Origin of the sequence: Streptomyces sp. NL15-2K (genome assembly GCF_030551255.1) — a bacterium.
Classification (GTDB): Bacteria; Actinomycetota; Actinomycetes; order Streptomycetales; family Streptomycetaceae; genus Streptomyces.
In genome coordinates this window covers 4,070,230-4,095,331 of record NZ_CP130630.1, presented here as the reverse complement: position 1 = coordinate 4,095,331, position 25,102 = coordinate 4,070,230, and the positions used below count along the sequence as shown (strand labels likewise).

Here is a 25,102-nt window from a genome sequence, read left to right as displayed (position 1 = left end):
ACAGCTCTTCCCTTCCTTGGCGCAATTTGCGCCTATTCCACGTATCCGAGATCCTTCAGGACGGTCGCCGCAGTGGTCGGCCGCTCATCCGCGATGTAGGTGCGGTAATAGTCGATGATGTCGCCGTAGTTGCGCGTCATCCGGCCACTTTCAAGGAGAGCCACGGCCTTCTCGATATAGGCTCGCGTCAGCTTGTCGGTCCATAGTCGGTGCGAGACGTAGATGAATTCTTCGTCCGCACCGGTCACCTGCAGCGTTCGCGCTCCCGGCATGGACGGAAGCTCGGCTCCGTTTTCGTACCGCTTGACGACTTCGGCCCAGTCCAAAGGCATCGGAACGCTCCTCGTCACTCGTGGCTCATGATGCGGTCGGGGCCGCAATGGAGATGGGAGGCTCGATCCGCTCCCCGCGGATCGCGGCGTGCGGGACGACGACCCAGCATGCGCAGCCCCAGATGCATTCCCCGCCCATTCCGTCAAATCGGATGGATGGTTCACAGAGCATGACGCCGAGGTCAAGCAACCACGAGTGCATGAGCAGCTTGTCCTCCCATTCGAGCGTGTCGTATGTGTCCCGAGCCGGAACGAAGCTCGCGAGGTCCAACTTGGACGCTCGCGGGAGAACCACGCTCACCATCGGGTCGTCCTTCGTGTCGAAGGTGAGCACCGTTGGCTCGAGTGGGGTTGCCGCAATCTCGGCGATCTCTGCGACGACCGCTTTGGCGACTTTCGTCGTCTCCTTCTTGGGTCCGAACACGCGCACCTCGGCGTACTCGGTGTGGAAGCCGCTGACCAGCCCAAACGTAGGGGCGGTGTCCACGTCGTCGAGCTTGCGCACGGACAGCAGGTTCAGCCATCGGTCACCCTGCTGGCCGCGAATGGCGGGATGCCACTGGTCGCCAGGTACCGCCAACCAGTTCAGGGCCTTGAGGGTCTCGTAGAGATGTACGGATCCATCACGGACCAAGAAGTTGCCGATTCCTTCGTCGACGTATCTGTGCGTCGCGGCGAGGTCGCCGGTCAGCTGGTACACGTCGTTCTGCGGAACGGCGAAGAATCCGCCGGTGAAGGGGTTCTTGTACAGATCTCCCCAGACCGCCATGACGCCGGCGTTCTTCTCATTGTCGATCATGCAGTCGAGCTCGTTGATGACCGGGAACAGCGAGCCGTCGTCCAGTCCGGCCGGGTCTCCGTCGCAGGGCATGACCCCGATGCCGACGACCCACGGTCGCCGTCCCAGCTTGACTGTCGACAGGTGGCGTGCCAGCTCCACCACGATCCCACTGCCGACCCCGCCTGCGAGGCTGAAGGCGATGACCACGATGGGGGTGGTTTCACTCGCGTTGACGCTCTCCGCGAAGGCGTCGAGTTCCCGAATGATCTCCCGGTTCTGGTAGTACGCGGCGCCGTAGATGGCTTTGGCGACAGCGCGGGAGAAATGCTCGCCGGGACCTGCGATCTCGACGGCCGAGGGGAGCCACGGCTCGTAGTTGGGGTTCCAGTAATACCGCGGGTACTCCATCTTCAGGAACTCGCGATACCGGTTGAGAGAGGTGCTCAATTCCTTTTTTGTGGGCGCCGGGATCTCGACCGTGCGGACCTGCGCCCGATCGTCGGGCAGGTCGGTCGCCGCAGCGCGCACCTTCGCGAGGTCCGCATCGTGGCCTATGTCGACGGCAAGTGCAGTGAATCTAGTTGCCTCGTGGGCAAGGAAGTCGGTAGGCCGGTTTTCGAGCAGTGCGGTGATGATCCCCGCACCTGCTCCACCCAACCCCACGACGTGCAATGAGAACGGGCCCTCGTGCTCGCCTGCCCGATGCACGCCCTCGTTCTTCAGGGCTTCGACACGTGCGAGATCGGACCCGTGGTCATGGTCGTGGTCATGTTCGTCAGCCATGGGACACTGCTCCTGTCAAGTGTTGCGGGAATCCGATGCCGGTGCCGGCGCACCGCCGATGCGTTGGCAGATCTGTGGTTCATGCGGAGTCGCTGAGGCCGCACGCCACCGCAGTCAGTGCGAAGCGCGCGCCTTGTCGGCCGGCACCTCGCCGTTGTCGGCCTGATGCGGGGTGCCCTCGATCGGAGACTCGGCAGTGCCGATAGTGGAGCGGGTCAGGGATTCGACCTGGCGCTGAGCTGCCTCGGGTCAGTCACCCGTTCTGCGACTGTCAGTTCGCCCGGGCGTCCCGGATCAAGCGGAGTTCATCGTGTGCTGCCATGCCGGAGAGCCCCGCTGGATCCCACGATCACGTCAGCGGTGCGCGGGCAGTTGTCGCGAACCTTTGCACGGGTGTGAAGACGCGGCATCTTGTGGTTCACAACCGCCACGCCGACCGCATCGTCGCTGCTGCCGTCTCCGTGCCGCATCGCCACTCCCATGCCGGTCCGTTAACGCTTTCGTTTGACACTATTCCTGTCGGAAGTAACTGTCAACCCTTCCCGGGCACGCGACAGCGGGAGACGCGGGCTCGCCGGAGCCACCCCCCAGCCGGGGTGGGCAGGCGGTGGATGCTGGAGACCGCCAGCATGTAGTCGAGCTGCCGTCGTTCCAGGGCGGCGCGCAAGTGCGGTCTGTCGCCATGAACTTCGTCGCCGACCGCCTATCAGGATTCACATCATCAGTTGGCTGCTTCCCGCAGCTCGTCGAGCACATCGAACTCCAACCCGTCCGCACGAGCGATGTAGACGCGCTGCCGAAGGTGGTTGCCCTGAAGGCTCACGGAGCCACGCGGGCCGTCGTAGCCCACCGCCTGCGCGCTGTTGCACACGGACCTGACATCGAGGCTGCGTGCGCGCTCCATGAGGCGGGACAGCAGGAGGACACCCTCGTAGCATGACTCCCCTGGCGAGTTCAGAACAGGCGCGTCCAATCCGAACCTCCGCACATACATCCGCTGGAAATCGAGGGAGCTTGCTGTGGTCAGCGACTTGAAGTAGCCGGCGGCCGAATACAGTTCGCGGGCGTTCGCAGAACCGGTGGCCATCAACATGTTCTCGTCCATCAGCGGACTGAGGCGCACGCACAGATCGTCCAGCCGCATTTGGGTGAACTCCCGGTTGAACCGCGCCGCGTCCGATCCCACGAGGAACATGAGCACACCTTGCGCCCGACTTCTCTCCACCCGGCGAAGAACCGGGCCGAACTCCTCTGTTCCCAGCGGGACGAAAACCTCGTCCCGGATCTCCACTCCGCACTGGGTGGCGTAAAGGCGAGCGGCAGCCGCAGATGCCCTGGGCCACACGTAGTCGGCCCCGACCACGCACCAGCTCCGGATTCCCAGCTCGCTCGCCATCCATCGCATCGCCGGCAACACCTGCTGGGCCGGTGTCTCGCCGGTGAGGAACACGCCTGGCGTCCGCTCGCTGCCCTCGTAGAGCGATGTGTAGATGTACGGCACTCGGCCCACCGTTCGCGGCGCAACCTGTCGGCGGACGGCAGATATGTGCCAGCCCACCACGGCCTGCACCGACCCTCGGGAGACCAAAGAGTCCACCTCGGCCGCGACCCTGCCCGGCGCCTGCCCCCCGTCCACGATGCGGAGCCGCAGTTCCCTGCCGAGCAGGCCACCGTGCCTGTTGATCTCCTCGGCCGCAAGCTGCCCGCACAACTCGGCGGAAGGCCCGAACAGGCCGGCCGGACTACTCAAAGGGATGACAAGAGCCACGTCCAGCACACCAACGGTCACCATCAACCTCCTGGGCGCCAGGCCGCGACGCTGGGATTCGGACAATCTTGCCGACGACGCTGAGATTCGGACAATCTAACGATACTTCGTTTCGAAAATGTTTCCAAGTAGACTATCGTGGGAACTAGCGACAGGATGAGGAACGGTAGACGCGTGGACGACCTGACGACATCGCCCCAGACCCGACTGACCGACCGGCTGAGCAGGGCCGGCTGGCAGGTGGAGTACCGGATCCAGCAAGTGCTCCAGCCTGCCGGTGTCACGATCGAACAATGGCGTGTGCTGTGCTGCCTGTCCGACGGCGCGGGTCATGCTATGTCTGAAATCGCCAGCTATGCGCTCGTTCCGCGCCCAACCCTGACGAAGCAAGTCGACAAGCTGGCGGACCGAGCCCTCGTTTACCGACACGCTGACCACGCGGACCGCCGGCGGGTCCTCGTCTTCCTGTCCGCTCGCGGCAGGCAACTGTTCCGCGAGCTCGAGGTTGCCGTGAGCAACGAAGAGGCCCGGATTGTCGACCAACTCGGAGCGGGCGATGCCGACGACCTCTTTGCGCTGCTCGGTGCGCTGATAGATCGTCTTCCCTCAGCCTGACGCCAAGCCTTGGCGGTGACATGTGCCGGTGGGCGGCTTCAACCTCCGCGTCATGGCCACGCCGTCCGAAACCGAGAGCGCCGAGCAGCCCGCGCGGTGCCTCCGGCTCGTACTTGCCCGCCTGAGCCGAGCGAGGTGCAGGATCACCCTGCCCGAGCCCTCCGCAGGCAGGACACAGTCCGGGAGGGCCACTGCGGACCGCCTCGGCGGGCCACCGTCACGCCTCCTGCGGAACCCTTTCCACCGAGCTGCGCCGCCCTCGCAGTCCTCCCGCCACGCCTCCGGCTGCCGAGGCCACCTGCGCCCGCCATACGAAAGCCGGGCTGACCGGCGCCAACTGACGGCGCCAAAGAGCGACAGCCCGGCCCACAAGCGGGCCTCTGCAGCGGCCAGCTTCGCCTTCCCTCCAGCACCCGCCCGTACCGATCAACCACTGCCTGACCGTGGTCAGCAGCTTCTACGCCTGCCACCGGCACTACAGCCGGGGCCCGCTGATCAACCCGGTTCCGGAGTCACGGGCACAGCGCCGGGCCCTTGCTGGTATCGAGGCCCGAACAGCCCATGGTGACGGCGTGATGCAGGGCCGTGGCCCTGGCGCTCAATGCGGAGCACATGCTTCCGCGTGTCACGGATCGCGTGGTGGCCGACCGGCGAGGGCCTGCGGTCCTGCCTGCTGTTGCGGGAAGGCCGGCGAGCGGTCAGTTTCTTCCGGTTCGGCACAGTCCCGCGGCGAGTGAAGCGCTTCCCGGGTGGTGCTGCACTCGACCCGGCCCCCGTTCATGTGGACGTGGACGGACACCGGCGCGTCAGGACGGGGCCGTTCGGGTGCGAGCGCCTCCGCGAGGGGCGTGAGCAACTCCCGGCGCACGGCACGCTTGAGGGCCCGTACGCCGAACGCCTCGTCATGGCCGATGCGCGCGAGATGGGTGACGACGTCCCGGGTGACGTGGACGCGCACCGAGCGCGTGAGCAGGCGGTCGACAACGAGCAGGACCTCGCGCCCTGCGATCTCGGCAACGGTTCGGCTGTCGAGGTCACCGAACGCCACGATCTCGTCGAACCTGTTCAGGAACTCGGGATCGAAGAAGTCCTGAAGAGCGGCCGCGAGGATGTCGGCCTCCGCGTTCTGCCCGGCCTCCACCGACGGGTGGACGAGCAGACTCGCGAGCTCGCTCGCCCGGGTCCGGGACTTCGAGCGCCCCAGGGACCACCGCCGCCCGCTACCGGCCCCGCGGTTCCTGCGATGCTCCGCGATCTTCCGGGCGCCGAGGTTGGAGGTCATGACGACGACGCAGTTACGGAAGTCGATCGTCCGGCTTCCGCTCGAGAGCGTGAAGCGCCCGCTGTCGAGTACGTGCAGCAGCGTGCGCACGACCGTGGGGTGCGCCTTCTCGATCTCGTCGAAGAGGACGATCCCCGGCCGGTCACCGTGCGACTCGATGCGCGCGCGGTCGAGTACGGTGAGTCCCTCCTTGCTGCCCGCGTATCCCGGCGGCGCCCCGGCCAGCGACGCCGCGTAGTGCTCCTGCGCGAGCGCGCTCATGTCGACGCGGCAGAAGTCGTCCGGCCCTGAGCGCAGCACCTCGGCGAGTGCGCGCACGAGCTGGGTCTTGCCGACCCCGGTCGGCCCGACGAACAGCAGTCCGGCGAGCGGGCGGTCGGGCTCCAGGAGGCCCGATCTCCCGATCGTGACGGCCCGGACGAGCGCCTCGACCGCGTGATCCTGGCCGATCACGCGCGCCCTCAACTGCTCCCTGAGGTCGCTCACTTCGAGAAGCATCAGTCCTGCCTCGGAGCTCGCGGTGCTCAAGCCTCCATGGCCTTCTCGGTGGGCAGGTCGTAGACCGGGCAGTCGGCCACTCCGATCGTGTCGCGGGTGATGGCCTCCACCTGCTCCTGCGCCTTCTTCGCGTCGTTCACCCAGGTCTTGTAGAAGTCGAAGGGGCAGTCGGCGATGCCCTTGTCGCCGTCGCCGGAGTTCCACACGCCCGTGTAGCCGCGGTGCAAGAGCTTGAAGAGGTGGTTCTGCGCCTGGTCGTTCTTGCGGGCGTCGCGGATCTCGGGGACCGACAGCTGCGCGTATTGGATGCCGTACTCCTCCGCGCCGGTCTCGCCGAGCGTGTGCCCGTCGAAGCCGATGATCGCGGAGTGCCCGAAGTAGGTGTAGACGCCGTCGAAGCCGGCGCAGTTCGCCACCGCGACATAGCAGTTGTTGGCCCATGCCATGGCCTTGGCCATGAGGACCTGCTGGTCTTTCGCCGGGTACATGTAGCCCTGGCAGCGCACGATGAGCTCGGCGCCCTTCATGGCGCAGTCCCGCCAGATCTCCGGGTAGTTGCCGTCGTCGCACACGATGAGCGAGACCTTCAGGCCCTTGGGGCCCTCGGTCACATAGGTCTGGCCGCCCGGATACCAGCCCTCGATGGGGTTCCAGGGCAGGACCTTGCGGTACTTCTGCACGATCTCGCCCTGGTCGTCGATGAGGACGAGCGTGTTGTACGGCGGCTTGTCCGGGTGGTTCTCGTGGCGCTCACCGGTGAGCGAGAACACGCCCCAGGTCTTGGCCTTCCGGCAGGCCTCGGCGAAGATGTCGGTCTCGGGGCCGGGGATGGTCGTCGCGGTCGCGAACATCTCGTCCTTGTCGTACATGATCCCCATCGTCGAGTACTCGGGGAAGACGATGAGGTCCATGCCGGGAAGCCCCTGCTTGATCCCGACGACCATCTCGGCGATCTTCCCGGCGTTGTCGAGGACTTCGGCCGTCGTGTGCAGGCGCGGAATCTTGTAGTTGACCACCGCGACGCCAACGGTGTCCGGGCTCGAGCTGATGTCTCCGTGACGCATGGGACGTCCTTTCTCGCATCCGGCGACTGAGCCGCCCACAATCAATTACTTCCTTCAGAAACTATGTCAGATGGAAGTATATGTCAAGGTGAGCCCGCGGCCGCCGGCGGCCGACGACTGGAAGGATCCGCACGCCCCGATCGGGGCAGAAAATGATGAGTGCCGTCAGAAGCGCTGAAGCACATCGAATTCGAGGCCGTCGACGGCCGCGAGGAACACTCGCTGTTCCAGGTGCTGACCCCGCAGGTGCACCGGGCCGCGCGGACTGTCGTAGGCAAGGCCGTGCGACGACTCCCTGATCTGCCGCAAGTCGGTACTTCCCGCCCTGTTGAACAGCTCGACCAGCAGCCGGACCCCCTCGTAACAGGACTCGCCCATGCTGTTGAGCACCGGCGCCAGGGCCCCGAAACGGCGGTGATAGCGGGCACTGAAGTCGAGACTGTCGGCAGTGATCAGGGTCTCGAAGAAACCGGCAGCCGCGAACAGCCCCTCGGTCGCGGCAGCGCCGCTGCCCAGCACTATGGTCTCGTCCATCAGCGGAGAGAAGCGAACGCACGTCTCGTGCAGTCCCGCATCGGCGAACGCGCGGTTGAAAGCGACCGCGTCAGCGCCCACGAGCAGCATCAGCACACCCTGCGGGGCGGCCGCACCCAGGCGCCGGACCACATCGCCGTACGTCTCCGTGCCGAGCGCGACGAAGACCTCCTCGCCGATGACCCCGCCGATCTGTGCCAGATAGCGGCGCGCGGCCGCCGCGGTGCGCCGAGGCCAGACATAGTCGTCCCCGACCACCGCCCACCGGCGCACGCCGAGCTCCCGCGCGAACCAGGCGAGGGCCGGGCGCAGTTGACGCCCCGGTGTCTCGCCCGCCAGAAATACGCAGGGCGCGCGCTCGCCCCCCTCGTACAAGGCGGTGTAGACGTACGGCACCCGGTCGGCCATGCGTGGGATCAATGCCTTCCGGACGCTGGAGATGTGCCATCCGATGACGGCGTCCACCGCGCCCGCCGAGACCAGCAGGTCGACTTCGCCGGCCACCGAGTGCGGCGGCGCCCCACCGTCGACCACGACGAACTCGATCGGTCTGCCGAGCACTCCGCCGGCGGAGTTGACCTCCTCGGCGGCCAGCTCGGCACAGAACTCTGACGACGGGCCGAAAATGCCGGCCGGCCCCTGCAGCGGCACGACGAGGGCGATGCGAAGCGGGTCGGACGGTCCGCGCCGCCGGTCGAGGACCTTCTCCCGGCAGTCCGGGGCCTCCTCCGCGAGACCGTGTACAGGCGTTGAGTCGATCAGGGCCATGAGCGGCCTTTCGCTCCCGACCCCCACCGCTGTTCACGGCGGGGAGACTCTCCCGTGCTGCGCAAGACGCTACTATGCGAGTGTTTCGCCGGTGAAAATTTCCTTTGTGAAAGAGTACAGGTGGGGTGGATGGCTTCACAGCAGACGCCGCCGCATGCACCCGCAGCGGGCACCGTGGTGGGCGGAGACCTCCCGCGACTCCTGGCCGCGGTCGAACGCAAGGTCTCCGGTCGGCTCGCCGCCACCCTCCAGTCGGCGGGCAGCAGTCTCGAACAGTGGCGGATCCTTTGCCTGCTCGCGGACAACCGCGGGCACACGATGACAGAGCTGGCGGACTACGCCCTCCTGCCGGCACCGACGCTGACGAAGGTGGTCGACCGCATGGTGGCCGCCAACCTCGTGCATCGCAGGGTGGACGAGAACGACCGGCGGCGCGTCCTGGCGCTCCTCACTCCTCGCGGCCGCAAGGTGTACCGCTCGCTGCAGCGGACTGTGGAACGGCAGGAGTCCGAGCTGTTCGCGCCGCTCGCCGGTGACGCGGACGAGCTCCGCTCGCTGCTGACGCGCGCCGATCAGCGGCTGATCTGAACGCGTCACGACGACCGGCCGGACCCCTTTTGCGCACCCCGTCCCCGCTGCTCCGGGTGGCGCGGCAGTCGCCTCGCGTGACCTCACCGCACCACCTCGGACGGGCCGCCCACACGGCCGTCCGAGGTTCCGCAGGCGCCGCCCGACCGCGTGCGAGGCCCGGGGCGCCGGCCGGTGCCGCTCGGCACTCCCCAGGTCCGCAAGGACGTCTGATCAAGCCGCGACACCGACCACGCCCGACCGATGCACAGGGATGCGCCGACCGCCTCGCAGTCGGCGCCCCGGCCCGCGCGGAGCCCGCGCAGCAGGATGCCCGCGTCACACAGGCGCCGGACGAGCGGCCGCACGCCATGTGTGCGTCACCCCCGTCGCGTGCGCGATGCAGGGGGTGCCGTCGGCAGCCACGCGATGCCGCCTGGCCGTTACGAACGGCCCGGATCTCCGACCCGGGCCGTTCGTTTCCCGAACGGGTCGCGCGGGCTCGGTGTTTACTCGACGTTGTCGTCGACCTTGAGGTTGTAACTGACCCGATTGCCGTTGACCGAGGTGGCAGTGACAATGACAACGAGGATGTCGCTGCTGGTAGTGACGTCGCAGCGGATCGTGGCGCCGACCCGGGCGGGGAGGTGCTCACGGCAGGTGACCCTCTTGGGACGCTTGCCGGTGTCCGCGGCGATCTTGTCGGAGATCGTCAGCGCGACTCGGGCCTTGTGGACGGCCCCTTCCTCGCTGACGCCCGTGTTCTCGGGCTTCGCGGGGGCGTCACCGACCGGCTTCTCCTGGGCCGTCGGCGACTCCTCCTTCGGGGCCTCCTCAACGGCGGCTGCGGCCTCGCTGGCCGTCGCCTCGTTCTTCTTCTCCGCGTCGCCAATGCTGAAGGAGCATCCGGTGGCGAGAAGCACCGTCAGTGCGCCCATCGCCGCTGCGGCCGCAATCCTCTTGTTGCGCCCCGTGCGCCACATTATGTCCCCCTGTTTTGTGAGTGTGAGAAACGATCAGGAATACGCGCTCGATGAATCGGTTCTGCGCATAAGCGGTTGGCGGTGCCGTCCGCCATGCCCAGCTCATGCTTCATCGCGGAAGAAGTCGGCGCGGCCGATGTCTACGGCGACCGGGCCGGCAGCTCGGCCGTGCAGGCTGTCCAGCGCTGGCTCAACGGCCGCATTCAGTGGGCCCTTGAACACCTTCGGGGTGAGGCCGGCTCCTTCGATGTCGCCGACGCACACAACTGCCGTGCGCGGGGCGCCAGTTCATTCGCGGTGATCCACCTTCCGGCTGCAAGTGCGGCCCATTGCCGCCCGGTCTCCGCGTCGGCGGCACAACAGGCGACTCCTTTTCGGCCAAACCATAGGACGATGGCCGGGCCCGGAATGTGTCATGCGTGCGGGAAACTTTGTCAGCGGCGCTCCATCGACATCGGCTGCCCGTCGGGGGCCGTCGGCACAACCCGGCGCGCTACACACCGCAACCGGCCACGCGCCCGCCCGGGGCCGGCGAGGGCACGGGGTGGCTGACGTCGTGCCAGGTGGCTGCCCTGAGGGGCGACCTCGATGCCGTTGCACAGCGAGACGGCGGCCTGACATGCTCATCTTCGCGGCCAGATCGTGTTGATTCGCGGCCAGATGGTGTTGAGGGGCTTGTGAGGGCACGGAACGACGCATCACCACGCCGGCCCCATGGCCGATACGGAACGAAGGTCGGCCCCATGAGCCCCGTCCTGGACACCGCGCTCGTACCACCGCGAGACCGGGAGGAGACCATCCGGCATGCGGTATGGGAATCCGTCGTGCCGGTCGATATAGATCACCATCTCCCGCCCAAGGACCTCTCGGTGCGTATCGGGCTCGGCGCCCTCGGGCCCATCAGGATTTGTTCGGCGCGAGCGACCGCACTGACCGTGCAACGGACGGAGCGGCTGGCCAGGGAGGATGAGGAGCCAGCCGTCTTCCTCGGCCTTCAGCTGACGGGCACCAGCCTGGTGGCGCAGAACGATCGCCAGTCCCTACTGAGACCCGGAGACTTCGCCCTCTACGAAACAATCGCCCCCTATACCCTTCACTTCAACGAGGGCGTCGCCCACCACTTCTTGCGTTTCCCCCGCGCGGCACTCGCGCTCCCTGAGCGATCGCTACGAGACATTGCCGCAGTCCCCCTCGGCTCCGACAACCCCGTCGCCGGCCTCGCCTCCACGTACTTTTCCCAACTGGCCGTCAGCGAAGAACTGCGCCGAGGCCTGCACGCCGACGCAATCGTGGAGCCCAGCATCGAACTCGTTCGTGCCGTCGTGGCGTCCCAGCTCGGAAGCTCCAGCCTGGCCAGAGCGCCGATGGAGGCAACGCTCAGCCTGCGGATCACTCAGTACATCCGAGCGCACCTGGCTGATGCCGACCTGTCGGCCGCGAGGATCGCCGCCGTGCACGGCATCTCGGTCCGTCATCTCTACACGGTGCTGGCCCGTTCGGGTATCAGTCTTGGCGAGTGGATACGCTCGCACCGGTTGGCGGAATGCAGACGAGAGCTGGCCGGCCCGAACGGCCGGCTGCGGACCATCGCGGCGATAGGCCGGAGTTGGGGCTTCGTGGACGCGACCCACTTCAGCAAAGTGTTCAGACAGGCATACGGAGTCTCGCCCCGGGCTTGGCGCGACCAGAACCGTCCCCGCCCCTCCGCCTGAACCGGCCGGCACGTCGATCGCTTGAGGTCCCCCGGGACGGCGGGCCTCGCGGCACACACGTCTCCCAGCCGAGAGTTCGGCCGTGCCAGATCCGTGCCAGATCCTGCGGGGAACCACGGGGAACCACGGGGAACACCGGGGAACCATTCGACCGCCCGCCAGGCGCCGACACCCCTCCGCCGCAGGCCAGATCCGGAGCTAACCCCAGATGCCCTTGGCTTCCCAACTCCACTGTGAGCAGGTCGAGCTGGCCGTTCACGAGCCTCGCCCTTTCGAGGGGCCGCGCGGCGGATACGGCGCCGCTGCCCGGCAGCGAATCGAGGCGCCGGTTCGGGTGCCGGGTGCCGGGTTCCACCAGTCCTGCCAGGCCTTCTCGTACGTCTCTGTCTGCTCCGGCGACCACGGTTGGGCCGTGGGCCGACCGTAGGTGGTCTTCAGCTCCCGTAACCAGCCGTGCGCCTCGTCAGCCGCTTTCTGCATCTCACTGACCAGTCGTTTTCCGCGGGCCGCTGTCCGGTCACCTGCCGGGCGCCCGAGGGCGAGGAGTTCTCCGAGGCGGAGCTGTCGGTGCCGGGCGGTACCGTCGGATCATGGCCCAACCAACGGGGAGCGAAGAGCGTCGACTGGCCGTACTCGAAGGCGTCCTGGAGCGGATCACGTACGCCAACGAGGAGAACGGCTACACGGTGGCGCGCGTGGACACCGGCCGAGGCGGCGGCGACCTCCTCACGGTCGTCGGCGCGCTGCTCGGCGCCCAGGTCGGCGAGTCCCTGCGGATGGAGGGCCGTTGGGGCTCCCATCCGCAGTACGGCAAGCAGTTCACGGTCGAGAACTACACCACCGTCCTCCCTGCCACCGTCCAGGGCATCCGCCGCTACCTCGGCTCCGGCCTGGTCAAGGGCATCGGCCCGGTCTTCGCCGACCGCATCACCCAGCACTTCGGCCTGGACACCCTGCAGGTCATCGAGGAGGAGCCGAAGCGGCTGATCGAGGTCCCCGGCCTCGGCCCCAAGCGCACCAAGAAGATCGCCGACGCCTGGGAGGAGCAGAAGGCGATCAAGGAGGTCATGCTCTTCCTCCAGACCGTCGAGGTGTCCACGTCGATCGCGGTCCGCATTTACAAGAAGTACGGCGACGCCTCCATCTCGGTCGTCAAGAACCAGCCCTACCGGCTGGCCGCCGACGTCTGGGGCATCGGCTTCCTCACCGCCGACAAGATCGCCCAGTCCGTCGGCATCCCGCACGACAGCCCGGAGCGCGTCAAGGCGGGCCTGCAGTACGCGCTGTCGCAGGCCACCGACCAGGGCAACTGCTACCTCCCCGAGGAGCAGCTGATCGCGGACGCGGTGAAGCTGCTCCAGGTCGACACGGGCCTGGTCATCGAGTGCCTCGCCGAGCTCGCGGCGCCCCCGGAGGAGGGAGAGGACCCCGGTGTCGTACGGGAGAAGGTCCCCGGACCGGACGGTGACCCCGTCACGGCCGTCTACCTCGTCCCCTTCCACCGCGCCGAACTCTCCCTCTCCGCCCAGCTGATGCGCCTGCTGCGCACCGACCAGGACCGGATGCCCGGCTTCAAGGACGTGGCCTGGGACAAGGCGCTGGGCTGGCTGAAGGGTCGCACGGGCGTCGACCTCGCCCCCGAGCAGGAGGCCGCCGTCAAACTGGCGCTCACCCAGAAGGTCGCGGTCCTCACCGGCGGTCCCGGCTGCGGCAAGTCCTTCACCGTCCGTTCGATCGTGGAGCTGGCCCGCGCCAAGAAGGCCAAGGTCGTGCTCGCCGCCCCCACCGGCCGCGCCGCCAAGCGCCTGTCCGAGCTCACCGGCGCCGAGGCCTCCACCGTCCACCGCCTGCTGGAGCTGAGGCCCGGCGGCGACGCGGCCTACGACAAGGACCGCCCGCTGGACGCCGACCTGGTGGTGGTCGACGAGGCCTCCATGCTCGACCTGCTGCTCGCCAACAAGCTCGTGAAGGCCGTACCCCCGGGCGCCCATCTCCTCTTCGTCGGTGACGTGGACCAGCTGCCCAGCGTCGGCGCCGGCGAGGTCCTGCGCGATCTGCTCGCCGACGGCGGCCCCATCCCGGCCGTGCGCCTCACGCGCGTGTTCCGCCAGGCCCAGCAGTCCGGAGTCGTGACCAACGCGCACCGGATCAACTCCGGGCAGCACCCGGTCACCGACGGCATGAAGGACTTCTTCCTCTTCGTCGAGGACGACACGGAGGAGGTCGGCCGGCTCACGGTGGATGTGGCGGCCCGGCGGATTCCGGCCAAGTTCGGTCTCGACCCGCGCCGGGACGTGCAGGTGCTCGCCCCCATGCACCGGGGGCCGGCCGGCGCGGGCAATCTCAACGGCCTGCTCCAGCAGGCCATCACCCCGGGCCGCCCGGACCTGTCGGAGAAGCGGTTCGGCGGCCGGGTCTTCCGCGTCGGCGACAAGGTCACCCAGATTCGCAACAATTACGAGAAAGGGGAGAACGGTGTCTTCAACGGCACCGTGGGCGTGGTCACCTCGCTCGACCCGGTCGACCAGCGCCTGACGGTGCTGACGGACGAGGACGAGGAGGTGCCGTACGAATTCGACGAGCTGGACGAACTGGCCCACGCGTACGCGGTGACGATCCACCGTTCCCAGGGAAGTGAGTATCCGGCGGTGGTGATCCCGGTCACCACCAGTGCCTGGATGATGCTTCAGCGCAACCTGCTGTATACGGCGGTCACCCGCGCCAAGAAGCTGGTCGTGCTCGTCGGTTCACGCAAGGCGATCGGCCAGGCGGTGCGCACGGTGTCGGCGGGACGTCGCTGCACGGCCCTGGACTTCCGGCTCGCGGGCTCCTGACTCGGCGGGTTCCAGCCACACGGGACAGGCATCACAAAAAATGATCGATCAAATGAGTCGGAAAGGTCACAGAGGCCTTCCAGATGGGGAACAGAGGGAGGAGGATGAGCGAGTTGGCGGCACTGAGTGCCGCCGACGAGCCCATTGGCCGACCCCGAGTGCACTCTCCTGCGCCAAATGGGGGATGGTAGAGACAGTCAGGGCAACCTCGAAGATGAGGCACAACGTCGGTGAGGGAAGACGTGAGCGACAACTCTGTAGTACTGCGGTACGGCGACGGCGAGTACACCTACCCGGTGATCGACAGCACCGTCGGCGACAAGGGCTTCGACATCGGCAAGCTCCGCGCCCAGACCGGTCTGGTGACGCTGGACAGCGGCTACGGCAACACCGCCGCCTATAAATCCTCCATTACGTACCTGGACGGCGAGGCCGGCATCCTCCGGTACCGCGGCTACCCGATCGAGCAGCTGGCCGAGCGCTCCACCTTCCTGGAGGTCGCCTACCTGCTCATCAACGGCGAGCTGCCGACCGTCGACGAGCTCTCGACCTTCAGGAACGACATCACGCAGCACACCCTGCTGCACGAGGACGTCAAGAACTTCTACAAGGGCTTCCCGCGCGACGCGCACCCGATGGCCATGCTGTCGTCGGTCGTCTCGGCGCTGTCGACGTTCTACCAGGACAGCCACAACCCGTTCGACGAGACACAGCGCAACCTCTCCACGATCCGGCTGCTCGCCAAGCTTCCGACGATCGCGGCGTACGCGTACAAGAAGTCGATCGGTCACCCGTTCGTCTACCCGCGCAACGACCTCGGTTACGTCGAGAACTTCCTCCGTATGACGTTCTCGGTCCCCGCGCAGGAGTACGACCTCGACCCGACCGTGGTCTCCGCCCTGGACAAGCTGCTGATCCTGCACGCGGACCACGAGCAGAACTGTTCGACGTCGACGGTCCGCCTGGTGGGCTCGTCCCAGGCCAACATGTTCGCGTCGATCTCGGCCGGCATCAACGCGCTCTGGGGCCCGCTGCACGGCGGCGCCAACCAGTCCGTGCTGGAGATGCTCGAGGGCATCCGCGACGCCGGCGGTGACGTCGACTCCTTCATCCGCAAGGTGAAGAACAAGGAGGACGGCGTCCGGCTGATGGGCTTCGGCCACCGGGTCTACAAGAACTTCGACCCGCGCGCCAAGATCATCAAGGCGGCGGCGCACGATGTCCTCTCGGCCCTCGGCAAGTCCGACGAGCTGCTGGACATCGCCCTGAAGCTGGAGGAGCACGCGCTCTCCGACGACTACTTCGTCTCGCGCAGCCTCTACCCGAACGTCGACTTCTACACCGGCCTGATCTACCGCGCCATGGGCTTCCCGACCGAGATGTTCACGGTCCTGTTCGCCCTCGGCCGCCTCCCGGGCTGGATCGCCCAGTGGCACGAGATGATCAAGGAGCCGGGCTCCCGCATCGGCCGTCCGCGCCAGATCTACACGGGCGTGGTGGAGCGGGACTTCGTTCCGGTCGAGTCGCGCTGACCCTGTAAGCGCGAAAGTAAGCGCAAAACAGAAGGCGCCCTGGCGTCGGTCCCCCCACGGGCCGACGTCCAGGGCGCCTTCCCTTGTCCCGGTACGGATTCCCCCCACGGGATCCGGCCGGGCGTCTGGAGAACCAGCGCCTGAATCGCTGTGTTGCGGTACTGCTTGGTGCTGCCATTGAGCAGAACGAGCAAAATTCCTCGTACTACTCGTGTGTGCGGTCTGCCGGGACATCGCACGCCGGGAGGGCCGCTCAAAGCTTCCCGGTGTACGTGCCCCGGCAACGCATCTCTGGAGAGGTCCCCCAAGACATCCCCAGATGCCAGTAGGCGCCCCCCAAGACGCTTCCTGACATCGTCAACTTAGACCTTCGAACCCCTTCGATGGTTACGTTCACATCACTGTGATCTGCGTCTCTTGCATATGTCCGTTAGATACGCAAGGGCCCGGATCTGTCTGACGGGACCCAAGTGTAAGGATGATGCGCGAGCCTTGTGAAGAGCTTATGTGAGTGCGGCGCAGGACTCCAGAGGAGTTCTTCACCGGAATGCCCGCAGCCGGAGGCTGTTCGTCACCACGAACACCGACGAGAAGGCCATCGTCGCCCCCGCGATCATCGGGTTCAGCAGCCCCGCGGCGGCCAGCGGCAGCGCGGCCACGTTGTAGCCGAAGGCCCACACGAGGTTGCCCTTGATCGTGGACAGCGTCCTGCGGGACAGCCGGATCGCGTCCGCGGCCACCCGCAGGTCCCCGCGCACCAGCGTCAGATCGCCCGCCTCGATCGCCGCGTCGGTCCCGGTCCCCATCGCCAGGCCCAGATCGGCGGTGGCGAGGGCGGCCGCGTCGTTGACCCCGTCGCCGACCATGGCGACGGTCCGGCCCTCGGCCTGGAGCCGCTGGACGGCCCGCACTTTGTCCTCGGGCAGTACGTCCGCGACGACCTGGTCGATCCCGACGGCCCGGGCCACCGCCTCCGCCACCGCCCGGTTGTCCCCGGTCAGCAGCACCGGCGTGAGCCCCAGCGCGCGCAGCTCGCGCACGGCCTCGGCGCTGGTCTCCTTGACCGCGTCCGCGACGGCCAGCACGCCACGTGCCGCACCGTCCCAGCCGACCACGACGGCCGTACGACCGCCCCTCTCGGCCTCGTCCTTGGCGCGGGCCAAGTCCTCGGGCAGGTCCTCGAAAAGGCGGCCCACGGCCACTTCACGGCCTTCCACGCGGCCGCGTACGCCCCGCCCGGGCACGTTCTCGAAGTGCTCGGCCCGCGGGAGTGGCCCGACCTTCCCCCACTCTCGGCTTCGCTCGAGCGGGGGGACCCCCATCTCGGCGCCCGCGGCGACCGCCCGGGCGACGGGATGCTCGGAGGCGTGCTCCAGGGCGCCCGCGAGCCGCAGTAGCTGCTTCTCGTCCGTGTCCTCGGCGTCCTCGGCGTTCTGGGCGACGTACACATGCTGGAGGGTCATCCGGCCGGTGGTGACCGTGCCGGTCTTGTCCAGGACGACGGTGTCGACGCGGCGCGTGGACTCCAGTACCTCGGGACCCTTGATGAGGATGCCGAGCTGGGCCCCGCGCCCGGTGCCGACCATCAGCGCGGTCGGTGTGGCCAGGCCCAGCGCGCAGGGGCAGGCGATGATCAGCACGGCGACGGCGGCGGTGAACGCGGCGACCGTGTCATCGGTCGCGCCGAGCCACACCCCGAAGGTGCCCACCGCCAGGGCGATGACCACCGGCACGAAGACCGCGGAGATCCGGTCGGCCAGCCGCTGCACCTCGGCCTTGCCGTTCTGCGCGTCCTCCACCAGCTTCGCCATCCGCGCGAGCTGGGTGTCCGCGCCGACGCGGGTGGCCTTCACGACGAGCCGGCCGCCGGCGTTGACGGTGGCGCCGGTGACGGTGTCGCCGACCGTGACGTCCACCGGGACGGACTCACCGGTGAGCATGGACGCGTCCACCGCGGAGACGCCCTCGACGACCGTGCCGTCGGTGGCGATCTTCTCCCCGGGCCGTACGACGAACCGGTCGCCGACGGCCAGCCGCGCCACCGGAATCCGCACCTCCCGCCCGTCCCTCAGGACGGACACATCCTTCACGCCCAGCTCCATCAGCGCCCTGAGCGCCGCCCCCGCGCGCCGCTTGGCGCGGGCCTCCAGGTAGCGGCCGAGGAGGATGAAGGCGGTGACTCCCGCGGCGACCTCCAGGTAGATCGTCGAGGCGCCGTCCATGCGAGAGACGGTGAACTCGAAGCCGTGACGCATGCCCGGCATGCCCGCGTCGCCGAAGAAGAGCGCCCACAGCGACCAGCCGAACGCGGCCAGCGTGCCGAGCGAGACGAGGGTGTCCATGGTGGCCGCGCCGTGCCGTACGTTCGCCCAGGCGGCCTTGTGGAACGGCCATCCGCCCCAGACCACGACCGGCGAGGCGAGCGTGAGCGCCAGCCACTGCCAGTTGTCGAACTGCAGCGCCGGGACCATGGAGAGCAGCACGACGGGGACGGCGAGGAGGGCGGAGACGAGGAGCCGCTGCCGGAGGGAGGCGAGCTCGGGGTCCTGCTCGCGATCCTCGTCGCGGGGTGTCTCCTGGGGCGGCGCAGGCTCCTCGGCCGTGTAGCCGGTCTTCACCACGGTCGCGATCAGATCGGCGACCCCGATGCCCGCCGGGTAGGTGACCTTGGCCTTCTCCGTCGCGAAGTTCACCGTGGCGGTGACGCCGTCCATGCGGCTGAGCTTCTTCTCGACGCGGGCCGCGCAGGAGGCGCAGGTCATGCCGCCGATGAGCAGTTCGACTTCGGCGGTGTCGGCTGTCGGCGTCTCGGCGGTCGTGCTCGTCATGTCCGTACTCCAGGGCGCGGACCGGGTCGTGCGGAGCCGGTGCCGACCGGCACGACCCGGGTCAGATGTGCGTCAGGCCTTGCCGACCAGCTCGTAGCCGGCCTCGTCGACGGCCGCGCGTACCGCCTCCTCGTCGAGCGGGGCCGCGGACACGACGGTGACCTCACCGGACGAGGCGACGGCCTTCACCGAGCTGACGCCGGGGATCTCGGAGATCTCGCTGGAAACGGAGCCCTCGCAGTGCCCGCAGCTCATGCCGCTCACCTTGTAGACGGTGGTGACGGAACCCGGGGTTTCGGTCTGGGCGCTCATGTCGTTCTCCTCGTCGAGGCGTGTGGGGCCTGCGTGACCCACGGGAGGGGCCCGCATAACCCACACTATACCCCTAGGGGGTACCGCTATTCCAAGAGGCCTTGCGTGCGCGGCTCGTGGGTCGGCTCGTGGGCCGGGCGGTACTCGGGCCGGCCAGCGGTTCGAGATAGCGCGTCAGCGCGTTCTTCAGCTCCTGGACGTACGCCTCGCGCTCTGCGCCCTCGCGGGCCAGGACCAGCTCCAGGCCCGCCTTGTACAGCCCGAGGCACATGTGCGCAGTGCAGATGGTCGCAGTTGAAGGCGATGAGGCGGTCGACGGTCGCGCCGACCGCCTCCTCCAGGGGGGTGGAAACTGCTGCCGATGTAGTGGGCGGTCATCCGCAGTGTGCCGGGGTGTTCTCCGCTGCGATGGCTGTGTTCCGGGTCCGGCTTTTCGAGGGGAACGGAAGTTCTTGGGTCGAACGGGTGACCTTTGCGGGTGGTGCTCGTTGACTGCGGTGACGGTGGGTCTTCGAACTCCGGGCGGGGGTGGACGGGTGGGCGGGTTGCGGGAGTTGGCGTCTCCGTTCGTGGTGCCCGGTCCGGCCGGGGTGGCGGTCCGGGACCGGTTGCGGGTGTCGGCGGCGGATGCGGTGGTGCTGGCTGAGGTGGGGGTGTTCCTGGGTTCGCTGGCCGCCGGGGATCTGGCCGTGCGGTGTCGGCAGGGGCTGGCGCATGATGCGGCCGGGTGGGCGGTGCGCAAGCGGGAGCTGACGGGGAAGTCGTCGGCGCGCTGGGCGGGCAGTATCACCAAGGCCACGCATAACCAGTGGGCGCTGGCCAGGCGCGGGCAGGCCGCCCATATGGCCAGGCTGCGCGGCGAGATCGAATGGGTCGAGGCGCGGCTGGCCCGGCCGCTGGGCGCCAGGGCCGACAAGCGGGAAGGCCTGGCGCGCGGGTACGGCTCGCGGGGCGAGTGGCACGCCAAGTCGCGTCGGCTGCAGATGCTGAAGGCCCGGCTGGCGGTGGTGGAGGCCAACTGGGCGGCGGGCCGAGTGCACGTGGTGCGCGGCGGCAGGCACCTCGCCCACGCCCGCCACCACCTGGCGGCGGCCGGGCTGAGTGAGCAGGCGTGGCGGGAACGCTGGCAGGCGCAGCGGATGTTCCTGGCCGCCGACGGGGAGTCCGGCAAACGCTTCGGTAACGAAACCATCCGCATCACCGACACCGGACAGGTCTCGATCAAACTCCCCGCCCCGCTGGCCCACCTGGCCAACGCACCCCACGACAGATACGTCCTGGATGCGACCGTACGGTTCCAGCACCGGGGCCAGGAGTGGCGTGATCGTGTCACCGCAAACCGGGCGGTGGCCTACCGCATCCACCATGACGTGCTGCGCGGCCGCTGGTATGTCACCGCGTCCTGGCAGCGCACCGCCGCCCCCATCCTGCCGCTGGACGCGGCGCTGGCCCGGGGTGTGGTGGGGGTGGACATGAACGACGACCACCTCGCCGCCTGGCACCTCGACACCCACGGCAATCCCGTCGGTGAGCCGCGGCGCTTCTTCTACGACCTGACCGGCAGCAGTGAGCACCGCGATGCGCAGATCCGGCACGCGCTGACCCGCCTGCTGCATTACACCCGCCGCTGCGGGGCGGCCGCGATCGCCATCGAGGACCTCGACTTCACCGACGGCACCAGCCGCGAGAAGCACGGCCGCAACAAGCGCTTCCGGCGGCTGCTGTCCCGTTTCCCGACCGCGAGGCTCAGGGCCCGGCTGGTGTCGATGGCCGCCGAGCAGGACATCGCCGTCGTCGCGGTCGACCCCGCCTACACCAGCCGCTGGGGCGCCCAGCACTGGCAGCAGCCACTCACCACACCGACTCGCAAGATTTCCCGGCACGATGCGGCGAGCATCGCGGTCGGGCGACGCGCCCTCGGGCACCCGATCCGGCGACGGACGGCACCGCCCCACACCCACCGGAGCGATGGGTGTGGGCATCGGACCGTCCAGGCTGCCTCGGACACCCAGCGGCGTGAGGAAGCCCGCCCCCGTATCCCCGGACCACGGACACGATCCGTGTCACCGGACGCGGAGCGAAAGCGGGCGACCAGGACATCCAACACCGTTCGGGATGTCCGCAGTGACCAGGTACGGGTCCAAGACTCACTCCTGCTCACTGATCGGGAACGGTCAGCTCCTACTGGCAGTCCGGCGCCCCCACCCTGCGCGCGGAGGATGGCAAGGAAGCGCTGATCGTCGCCCGCATCACGGGCGACGAGAAGCAGATGGGCGAGACCCTGGACCGCATTGCGCCCTCGCTCTGGGGCGCTAATGGCCCGTGGACGTGACGGTCGGCGGCCCGGTGGCCGTGCGGTACGAGATGCAGACGATCAACCAGGAGGACCTGACCCGGGCCGAGCTGATCGCCTGCCGGTGACGCTGGTGCTGCTGGTGATGGTCTTCGGCCGCGCGGTCGCCGCCCTGCTGCCGCTCGGCATCGGCATCGTCGCGATACTGGGGACGAACGCGGGTGCTCTCGACACAGGCTCGGGCGCCCCGGAGGTGACCCGAGCCAAAAAAGAGGGGGAGACTCATGCGGGCTGTCGTGTTCGAGCGGTACGGGGAGCCGGCCGAAGTGCGGGACGTGGCGGACCCGGAGCCCGCGGACCACGGGGTCGTGGTGCGCGTCGAGGCCACGGGGCTGTGCCGCAGCGACTGGCACGGATGGCAGGGCCACGACCCGGACATCACGCTGCCGCACGTGCCGGGGCACGAACTCGCCGGAGTCGTCGAGGCGGTGGGCGCCCGGGTGACCGGGTGGCGCCCCGGAGACCGGGTCACCGTGCCCTTCGTCTGCGCCTGCGGCATCTGCCCGGCCTGCGTGGCGGGCGACCAGCAGGTGTGCGAGCGGCAGACCCAGCCCGGCTTCACCCACTGGGGCTCCTTCGCCCAGTACGTGGCGCTGGACCACGCCGACGTGAACCTCGTCGCCGTACCGGAGGAGATGTCCTTCGCAACGGCGGCCTCGCTCGGCTGCCGGTTCGCCACGGCGTTCCGCGCGGTGGTCCAGCAGGGCCGGTTGGCGGCGGGGGAGTGGGTCGCCGTGCACGGCTGCGGGGGCGTCGGCCTGTCCGCGGTGATGATCGCGGCGGCGTCGGGAGCGCGGGTGGTCGCCGTCGACGTGTCCCCGGGGGCCCTGGACCTGGCGCGGAAGTTCGGCGCCGTGGAATGCGTGGACGCCTCCCGCACGCCGAACACGGCGGAGGCGATCCGGGACCTGACGGGCGGCGGTGCCCACCTCTCCCTCGACGCCCTCGGCTCACCCGCCACCTGCGCCGCCTCCGTGGACGGCCTGCGCCGCCGCGGCCGGCACGTCCAGGTCGGCCTGCTGCCCTCACCGACCGGCACGACACCGGTCCCCATGGCCCGCATGATTGCCCTGGAACTCGAACTCCTGGGCAGCCACGGCATGGCCGCCCACACCTATCCGCCGATGCTGGAGCTGGTCCGGACGGATGTGCTGCGGCCCGACCTGCTGGTCACGTCCACGATCTCGCTGGAGGCGGTCCCGGCCGCCCTGGCGGCGATGGGGACGGCGCCGGGGGCGGGGGTGACGGTCATCGAACCGTGGAGGTGAGGGCGGCCCACTCGCGGTCGAGGATGGCCATGATCACCTCATCGACCCAGATGCCCTCCCTCAACTCGGCCTCCCGGCGGACCCCTTCGACCACGAACCCGACCTTCTCGTAGACGCGCAGGGCACGGTGGTTGTGGCCGTATGCGTCCAACTGGATCCGGTGCAGACCGAGTTGCTCGAAGCCGTGGCCGACGATGAGGCGGGTGGCCTCGGTGCCGAGACCCCGGCCGCGGCCGCGCGGCCCGATGAGCGTGCGAAAGGTGCAGCTGCGGGCGTCCGGATCCCATTCGTACAGGACGACCTCGCCGACGAGTTCGCCGGTGGCGCGGTCGGTGACGGCGAGATCGAGCCGGTCGGGCCGGTCGTTGCGGGAGCCGTACCAGGTCCGCAGTCGTCCCGGAGTGAGCTCGGTGGACGGCTCCCCGGTGAACCGCACGACCTCGGGGTCGCCGATGATCTCCCACATGGTCTCGGCGTCGGCCTCGGTGAACGGCCGGAGCACGGTCCTGTCGCCGGTGAGCGTGGGTTTGACGGAGAAGCTCATGGGACCACTGTGCCCCACACGACAGGTGGGGCACAGGCCGTTTTCCGGGAGGTCAATCTGCTCTTCGGCCGCGGTTTCCGGGGCGGGACGCCGCCCATGCCCGGACGGTCTCCGCGTACCAGAAGGGTTTGCCGGCCTCGACGTGGTCGGGCGGTGGCAGCAGTCCGTGCTTGCGGTAGGAGCGCACGGTGTCCGGCTGAACCCGGATGTGCGCCGCGATCTCCTTGTAGGACCAGAGCCTTCGGTCGGTCATCAGTTACACCTCCCCGCGCGTACCGCGGCGGCGGCCGGAGCGGCCGGCGGGGGAGCCGGGTACTGCGCTGGCGATCACAGAGCCTGTGCCCGGTGAACGACGTGGAGCGGGGGTGGGGCAGGGCTTGTGCGCCGGGTGTGACGCAAGACCCGCAGACACGCGACATGCGTGACACGAACAGGGCGTTTGTGACACGAGCGGCACAAAAGGCCGGCGCTCGCCACCAGCAAAAGGGCACAGCAAGACGGGCCGGACCCGCTGCGCCGGGCCCGACCCGTCGGCTTCCCCGCATCCCCCGTGCAACCGCCCGCTGCATCCCCCCGGGTGCGTCCCCCGATCAGCCGGCCGGAGGCACAGCGTGCCTTCGGCACACCCCGCCGGTCTTGGAGAAAACCGCACTGGGTTGCAACACGTTCTACGTCCGTCCGGGCGGCGCGAGGACGAGGCTCGTCGCCTCCCCGGTCATCCGGTCGCCGGCCGGTGCCCCGGACTCGACCGGTCCCTGCCGGGCCACCACGAACTCCCGCGGCGTGCATCCCGTCATCGCCTTGAACTCACCGCTGAGATGCGCCTGGTCGTAGAAGCCGCAGACCGCGGCCGTCTCCGCCTGTCCCCGCCCCGCCGCCAGCAGCCGCCGGGCCCGTTGCAGCCGCAGTACACGCGCCGCGGCCTTCGGACCGAGCCCGATCTGTTCGCGGAAGCGGTTCTCCAGGTGCCGTACGCTCCAGCCGACCTCGTCGGCGAGCCGTCGTACCGGCATCGCGCCGCCCGTGCGCACCAGCTCCGACCAGGCCCGCACCACCCGGGCCGAACTCGGCGTGCCGACCTCCCACCAGCGTGCGAACACGTCGTCGAGCAGCCCGAAACGGTCCTCCCACGTCGGCAGGGAGGCCAGCGCGGCGGACAGTTCGCGGATGCTGCGCCGCCGGTCGCCCGCCCGGCGCGTGGCCAGGGCGTGCGGCAGCTGGTCGGGATCGACGGTGCGGTCGGCGAGTTCGTACTGCGGGGTGCCGAAGAGGCTGAACGCGGCCCAGGGCGTGAGCAGTACCTCGATGCCGGACAGCCGTCCCGCGTGTTCGCCAACGGCGGGTGTGGTCGTGGGCCCGGAGTAGACCGACACGAGGGTGGCCGTGGGCCGGCCGGCGCGCGAGATGCGTACGGGCTGGTCGAAGCCCAGCAACAGGGTCGCCGCCCCGATGGGCACCTCCAGCCGGCGGCGGGGCCGGTCCATCGCCAGCCGGACCCCGCGGTAGCTCAACACGCCGGGCCGCAGCCGCGGATGGGGCAACGCAAGGGCGGTCTCCCACGAGCCCCAGGGACCGTGCCCCGACCGGACACCCACAGCACCTGTCATCCACCCATGCTGCAACGCCCTAGGGGCGCGGGCCAGTGTCAATATGCGGCTCCGCCGCGTGGGCGCGACAAGCCACAGACAACCCGCACTCGCCCAAAAACGGAACCCCGCACCCCAATAGGCGCCCCGTCCCACCC

General features: G+C 68.7%; 19 protein-coding genes and 2 pseudogenes. 8 read left to right on the top strand and 13 right to left on the bottom strand.

Going from position 1 to position 25,102, the window contains the following annotated elements; genetic code table 11:
• Positions 1-32: 32 nt before the first annotated feature.
• The 3 genes from Q4V64_RS18050 to Q4V64_RS18035 form a co-directional block, all read right to left on the bottom strand.
• Positions 33-332 (bottom strand): hypothetical protein, encoded by a 300-nt coding sequence (locus Q4V64_RS18050; protein ID WP_124442104.1) that lies wholly within the window; start codon positions 330-332, stop codon positions 33-35.
• A 25-nt stretch (positions 333-357) separates the two neighbouring features.
• Complete coding sequence (locus Q4V64_RS18045) at positions 358-1,896, bottom strand: tubulin-like doman-containing protein (RefSeq protein WP_124442105.1); 1,539 nt, start codon at positions 1,894-1,896, stop codon at positions 358-360.
• Positions 1,897-2,617: 721 nt separating this feature from the next.
• A complete protein-coding gene (locus Q4V64_RS18035; protein ID WP_124442106.1) occupies positions 2,618-3,688 on the bottom strand; it encodes a substrate-binding domain-containing protein in 1,071 nt (356 codons plus the stop codon).
• A 150-nt stretch (positions 3,689-3,838) separates the two neighbouring features.
• Here Q4V64_RS18035 and Q4V64_RS18030 point away from each other — a divergent pair, with 150 nt between their 5' ends.
• Positions 3,839-4,279, top strand: a complete 441-nt coding sequence (locus Q4V64_RS18030; protein WP_253267147.1) for a MarR family transcriptional regulator — start codon at positions 3,839-3,841, stop codon at positions 4,277-4,279.
• Between the two features lie 625 nt (positions 4,280-4,904).
• Here Q4V64_RS18030 and Q4V64_RS18025 read toward each other — a convergent pair.
• The 3 genes from Q4V64_RS18025 to Q4V64_RS18015 all read right to left on the bottom strand — a co-directional run bounded on the left by Q4V64_RS18025 (position 4,905) and on the right by Q4V64_RS18015 (position 8,425).
• Positions 4,905-6,047 carry an AAA family ATPase gene (locus tag Q4V64_RS18025; protein ID WP_172629354.1) on the bottom strand — a complete coding sequence of 381 codons (1,143 nt, stop codon included), beginning with the start codon at positions 6,045-6,047 and terminating at the stop codon, positions 4,905-4,907.
• Positions 6,048-6,085: 38 nt separating this feature from the next.
• Positions 6,086-7,123, bottom strand: a complete 1,038-nt coding sequence (locus Q4V64_RS18020) for an aliphatic amidase (RefSeq protein WP_124442108.1) — start codon at positions 7,121-7,123, stop codon at positions 6,086-6,088.
• 165 nt (positions 7,124-7,288) lie between these two features.
• Positions 7,289-8,425, bottom strand: a complete 1,137-nt coding sequence (locus tag Q4V64_RS18015) for a substrate-binding domain-containing protein (RefSeq protein ID WP_124442109.1) — start codon at positions 8,423-8,425, stop codon at positions 7,289-7,291.
• A 129-nt stretch (positions 8,426-8,554) separates the two neighbouring features.
• Here Q4V64_RS18015 and Q4V64_RS18010 point away from each other — a divergent pair, with 129 nt between their 5' ends.
• Positions 8,555-9,013 carry a MarR family transcriptional regulator gene (locus tag Q4V64_RS18010; RefSeq protein ID WP_124442110.1) on the top strand — a complete coding sequence of 153 codons (459 nt, stop codon included), beginning with the start codon at positions 8,555-8,557 and terminating at the stop codon, positions 9,011-9,013.
• Between the two features lie 488 nt (positions 9,014-9,501).
• On the opposite strand, the gene Q4V64_RS18005 is transcribed toward Q4V64_RS18010, so the two are convergent.
• Positions 9,502-9,975, bottom strand: a complete 474-nt coding sequence (locus Q4V64_RS18005) for a DUF4333 domain-containing protein (protein ID WP_124442111.1) — start codon at positions 9,973-9,975, stop codon at positions 9,502-9,504.
• 743 nt (positions 9,976-10,718) lie between these two features.
• On the opposite strand from Q4V64_RS18005, the gene Q4V64_RS18000 reads away from it, so the two are divergent.
• From Q4V64_RS18000 to Q4V64_RS17990, 3 genes are all read left to right on the top strand, one after another.
• Positions 10,719-11,687: a helix-turn-helix domain-containing protein gene (locus Q4V64_RS18000; RefSeq protein WP_124442112.1), complete on the top strand. Its 969-nt coding sequence runs from the start codon at positions 10,719-10,721 to the stop codon at positions 11,685-11,687.
• A gap of 590 nt (positions 11,688-12,277) precedes the next feature.
• Positions 12,278-14,521 carry an ATP-dependent RecD-like DNA helicase gene (locus Q4V64_RS17995; protein WP_124442113.1) on the top strand — a complete coding sequence of 748 codons (2,244 nt, stop codon included), beginning with the start codon at positions 12,278-12,280 and terminating at the stop codon, positions 14,519-14,521.
• Positions 14,522-14,763: 242 nt separating this feature from the next.
• Positions 14,764-16,053 (top strand): citrate synthase, encoded by a 1,290-nt coding sequence (locus tag Q4V64_RS17990; RefSeq protein ID WP_124442114.1) that lies wholly within the window; start codon positions 14,764-14,766, stop codon positions 16,051-16,053.
• A 539-nt stretch (positions 16,054-16,592) separates the two neighbouring features.
• On the opposite strand, the gene Q4V64_RS17985 is transcribed toward Q4V64_RS17990, so the two are convergent.
• From Q4V64_RS17985 to Q4V64_RS17975, 3 genes and pseudogenes are all read right to left on the bottom strand, one after another.
• Positions 16,593-18,881, bottom strand: a complete 2,289-nt coding sequence (locus tag Q4V64_RS17985) for a heavy metal translocating P-type ATPase (RefSeq protein WP_124442115.1) — start codon at positions 18,879-18,881, stop codon at positions 16,593-16,595.
• A gap of 72 nt (positions 18,882-18,953) precedes the next feature.
• On the bottom strand, positions 18,954-19,193 hold the full coding sequence (locus Q4V64_RS17980) for a heavy-metal-associated domain-containing protein (protein ID WP_124442116.1): 240 nt from the start codon (positions 19,191-19,193) through the stop codon (positions 18,954-18,956).
• Between the two features lie 73 nt (positions 19,194-19,266).
• A pseudogene (locus Q4V64_RS17975) lies at positions 19,267-19,540 on the bottom strand (TetR/AcrR family transcriptional regulator); the annotation flags it as partial.
• 189 nt (positions 19,541-19,729) lie between these two features.
• On the opposite strand from Q4V64_RS17975, the gene Q4V64_RS17970 reads away from it, so the two are divergent.
• From Q4V64_RS17970 to Q4V64_RS17965, 3 genes and pseudogenes are all read left to right on the top strand, one after another.
• Entirely contained in the window at positions 19,730-21,430 is a 1,701-nt protein-coding gene (locus tag Q4V64_RS17970; RefSeq protein WP_253267148.1) for a transposase, read from the top strand.
• A pseudogene (locus Q4V64_RS55055) lies at positions 21,367-21,706 on the top strand (MMPL family transporter); the annotation flags it as partial. The gene Q4V64_RS17970 and the pseudogene Q4V64_RS55055, both read left to right, overlap by 64 nt.
• 64 nt (positions 21,707-21,770) lie before the next feature.
• On the top strand, positions 21,771-22,814 hold the full coding sequence (locus Q4V64_RS17965; protein ID WP_124442117.1) for a zinc-dependent alcohol dehydrogenase family protein: 1,044 nt from the start codon (positions 21,771-21,773) through the stop codon (positions 22,812-22,814).
• On the opposite strand, the gene Q4V64_RS17960 is transcribed toward Q4V64_RS17965, so the two are convergent.
• The 3 genes from Q4V64_RS17960 to Q4V64_RS17950 form a co-directional block, all read right to left on the bottom strand.
• Entirely contained in the window at positions 22,795-23,358 is a 564-nt protein-coding gene (locus Q4V64_RS17960; protein ID WP_303710489.1) for a GNAT family protein, read from the bottom strand. The two genes, Q4V64_RS17965 and Q4V64_RS17960, sit on opposite strands and share 20 nt — an antisense overlap.
• A gap of 52 nt (positions 23,359-23,410) precedes the next feature.
• On the bottom strand, positions 23,411-23,611 hold the full coding sequence (locus Q4V64_RS17955) for a MerR family transcriptional regulator (protein WP_124442119.1): 201 nt from the start codon (positions 23,609-23,611) through the stop codon (positions 23,411-23,413).
• Between the two features lie 415 nt (positions 23,612-24,026).
• Positions 24,027-24,965: a helix-turn-helix domain-containing protein gene (locus Q4V64_RS17950; protein ID WP_124442120.1), complete on the bottom strand. Its 939-nt coding sequence runs from the start codon at positions 24,963-24,965 to the stop codon at positions 24,027-24,029.
• Between the last annotated feature and the right edge of the window lie 137 nt (positions 24,966-25,102).

Excerpts from the sequence above, each read along its gene's own strand:
- Q4V64_RS18005 (WP_124442111.1), bottom strand. The coding sequence starts at position 9,975 with ATGTGGCGCACGGGGCGCAACAAGAGGATTGCGGCCGCAGCGGCGATG.
- Q4V64_RS17965 (WP_124442117.1), top strand. The coding sequence starts at position 21,771 with ATGCGGGCTGTCGTGTTCGAGCGGTACGGGGAGCCGGCCGAAGTGCGG.
- Q4V64_RS18045 (WP_124442105.1), bottom strand. The coding sequence starts at position 1,896 with ATGGCTGACGAACATGACCACGACCATGACCACGGGTCCGATCTCGCA.
- Q4V64_RS17995 (WP_124442113.1), top strand. The coding sequence starts at position 12,278 with ATGGCCCAACCAACGGGGAGCGAAGAGCGTCGACTGGCCGTACTCGAA.
- Q4V64_RS18015 (WP_124442109.1), bottom strand. The coding sequence starts at position 8,425 with ATGGCCCTGATCGACTCAACGCCTGTACACGGTCTCGCGGAGGAGGCC.
- Q4V64_RS17980 (WP_124442116.1), bottom strand. The coding sequence starts at position 19,193 with ATGAGCGCCCAGACCGAAACCCCGGGTTCCGTCACCACCGTCTACAAG.
- Q4V64_RS18020 (WP_124442108.1), bottom strand. The coding sequence starts at position 7,123 with ATGCGTCACGGAGACATCAGCTCGAGCCCGGACACCGTTGGCGTCGCG.
- Q4V64_RS18050 (WP_124442104.1), bottom strand. The coding sequence starts at position 332 with ATGCCTTTGGACTGGGCCGAAGTCGTCAAGCGGTACGAAAACGGAGCC.
- Q4V64_RS18010 (WP_124442110.1), top strand. The coding sequence starts at position 8,555 with ATGGCTTCACAGCAGACGCCGCCGCATGCACCCGCAGCGGGCACCGTG.
- Q4V64_RS17960 (WP_303710489.1), bottom strand. The coding sequence starts at position 23,358 with ATGAGCTTCTCCGTCAAACCCACGCTCACCGGCGACAGGACCGTGCTC.
- Q4V64_RS17985 (WP_124442115.1), bottom strand. The coding sequence starts at position 18,881 with ATGACGAGCACGACCGCCGAGACGCCGACAGCCGACACCGCCGAAGTC.
- Q4V64_RS17955 (WP_124442119.1), bottom strand. The coding sequence starts at position 23,611 with ATGACCGACCGAAGGCTCTGGTCCTACAAGGAGATCGCGGCGCACATC.
- Q4V64_RS17950 (WP_124442120.1), bottom strand. The coding sequence starts at position 24,965 with ATGACAGGTGCTGTGGGTGTCCGGTCGGGGCACGGTCCCTGGGGCTCG.
- Q4V64_RS18035 (WP_124442106.1), bottom strand. The coding sequence starts at position 3,688 with ATGGTGACCGTTGGTGTGCTGGACGTGGCTCTTGTCATCCCTTTGAGT.
- Q4V64_RS18000 (WP_124442112.1), top strand. The coding sequence starts at position 10,719 with ATGAGCCCCGTCCTGGACACCGCGCTCGTACCACCGCGAGACCGGGAG.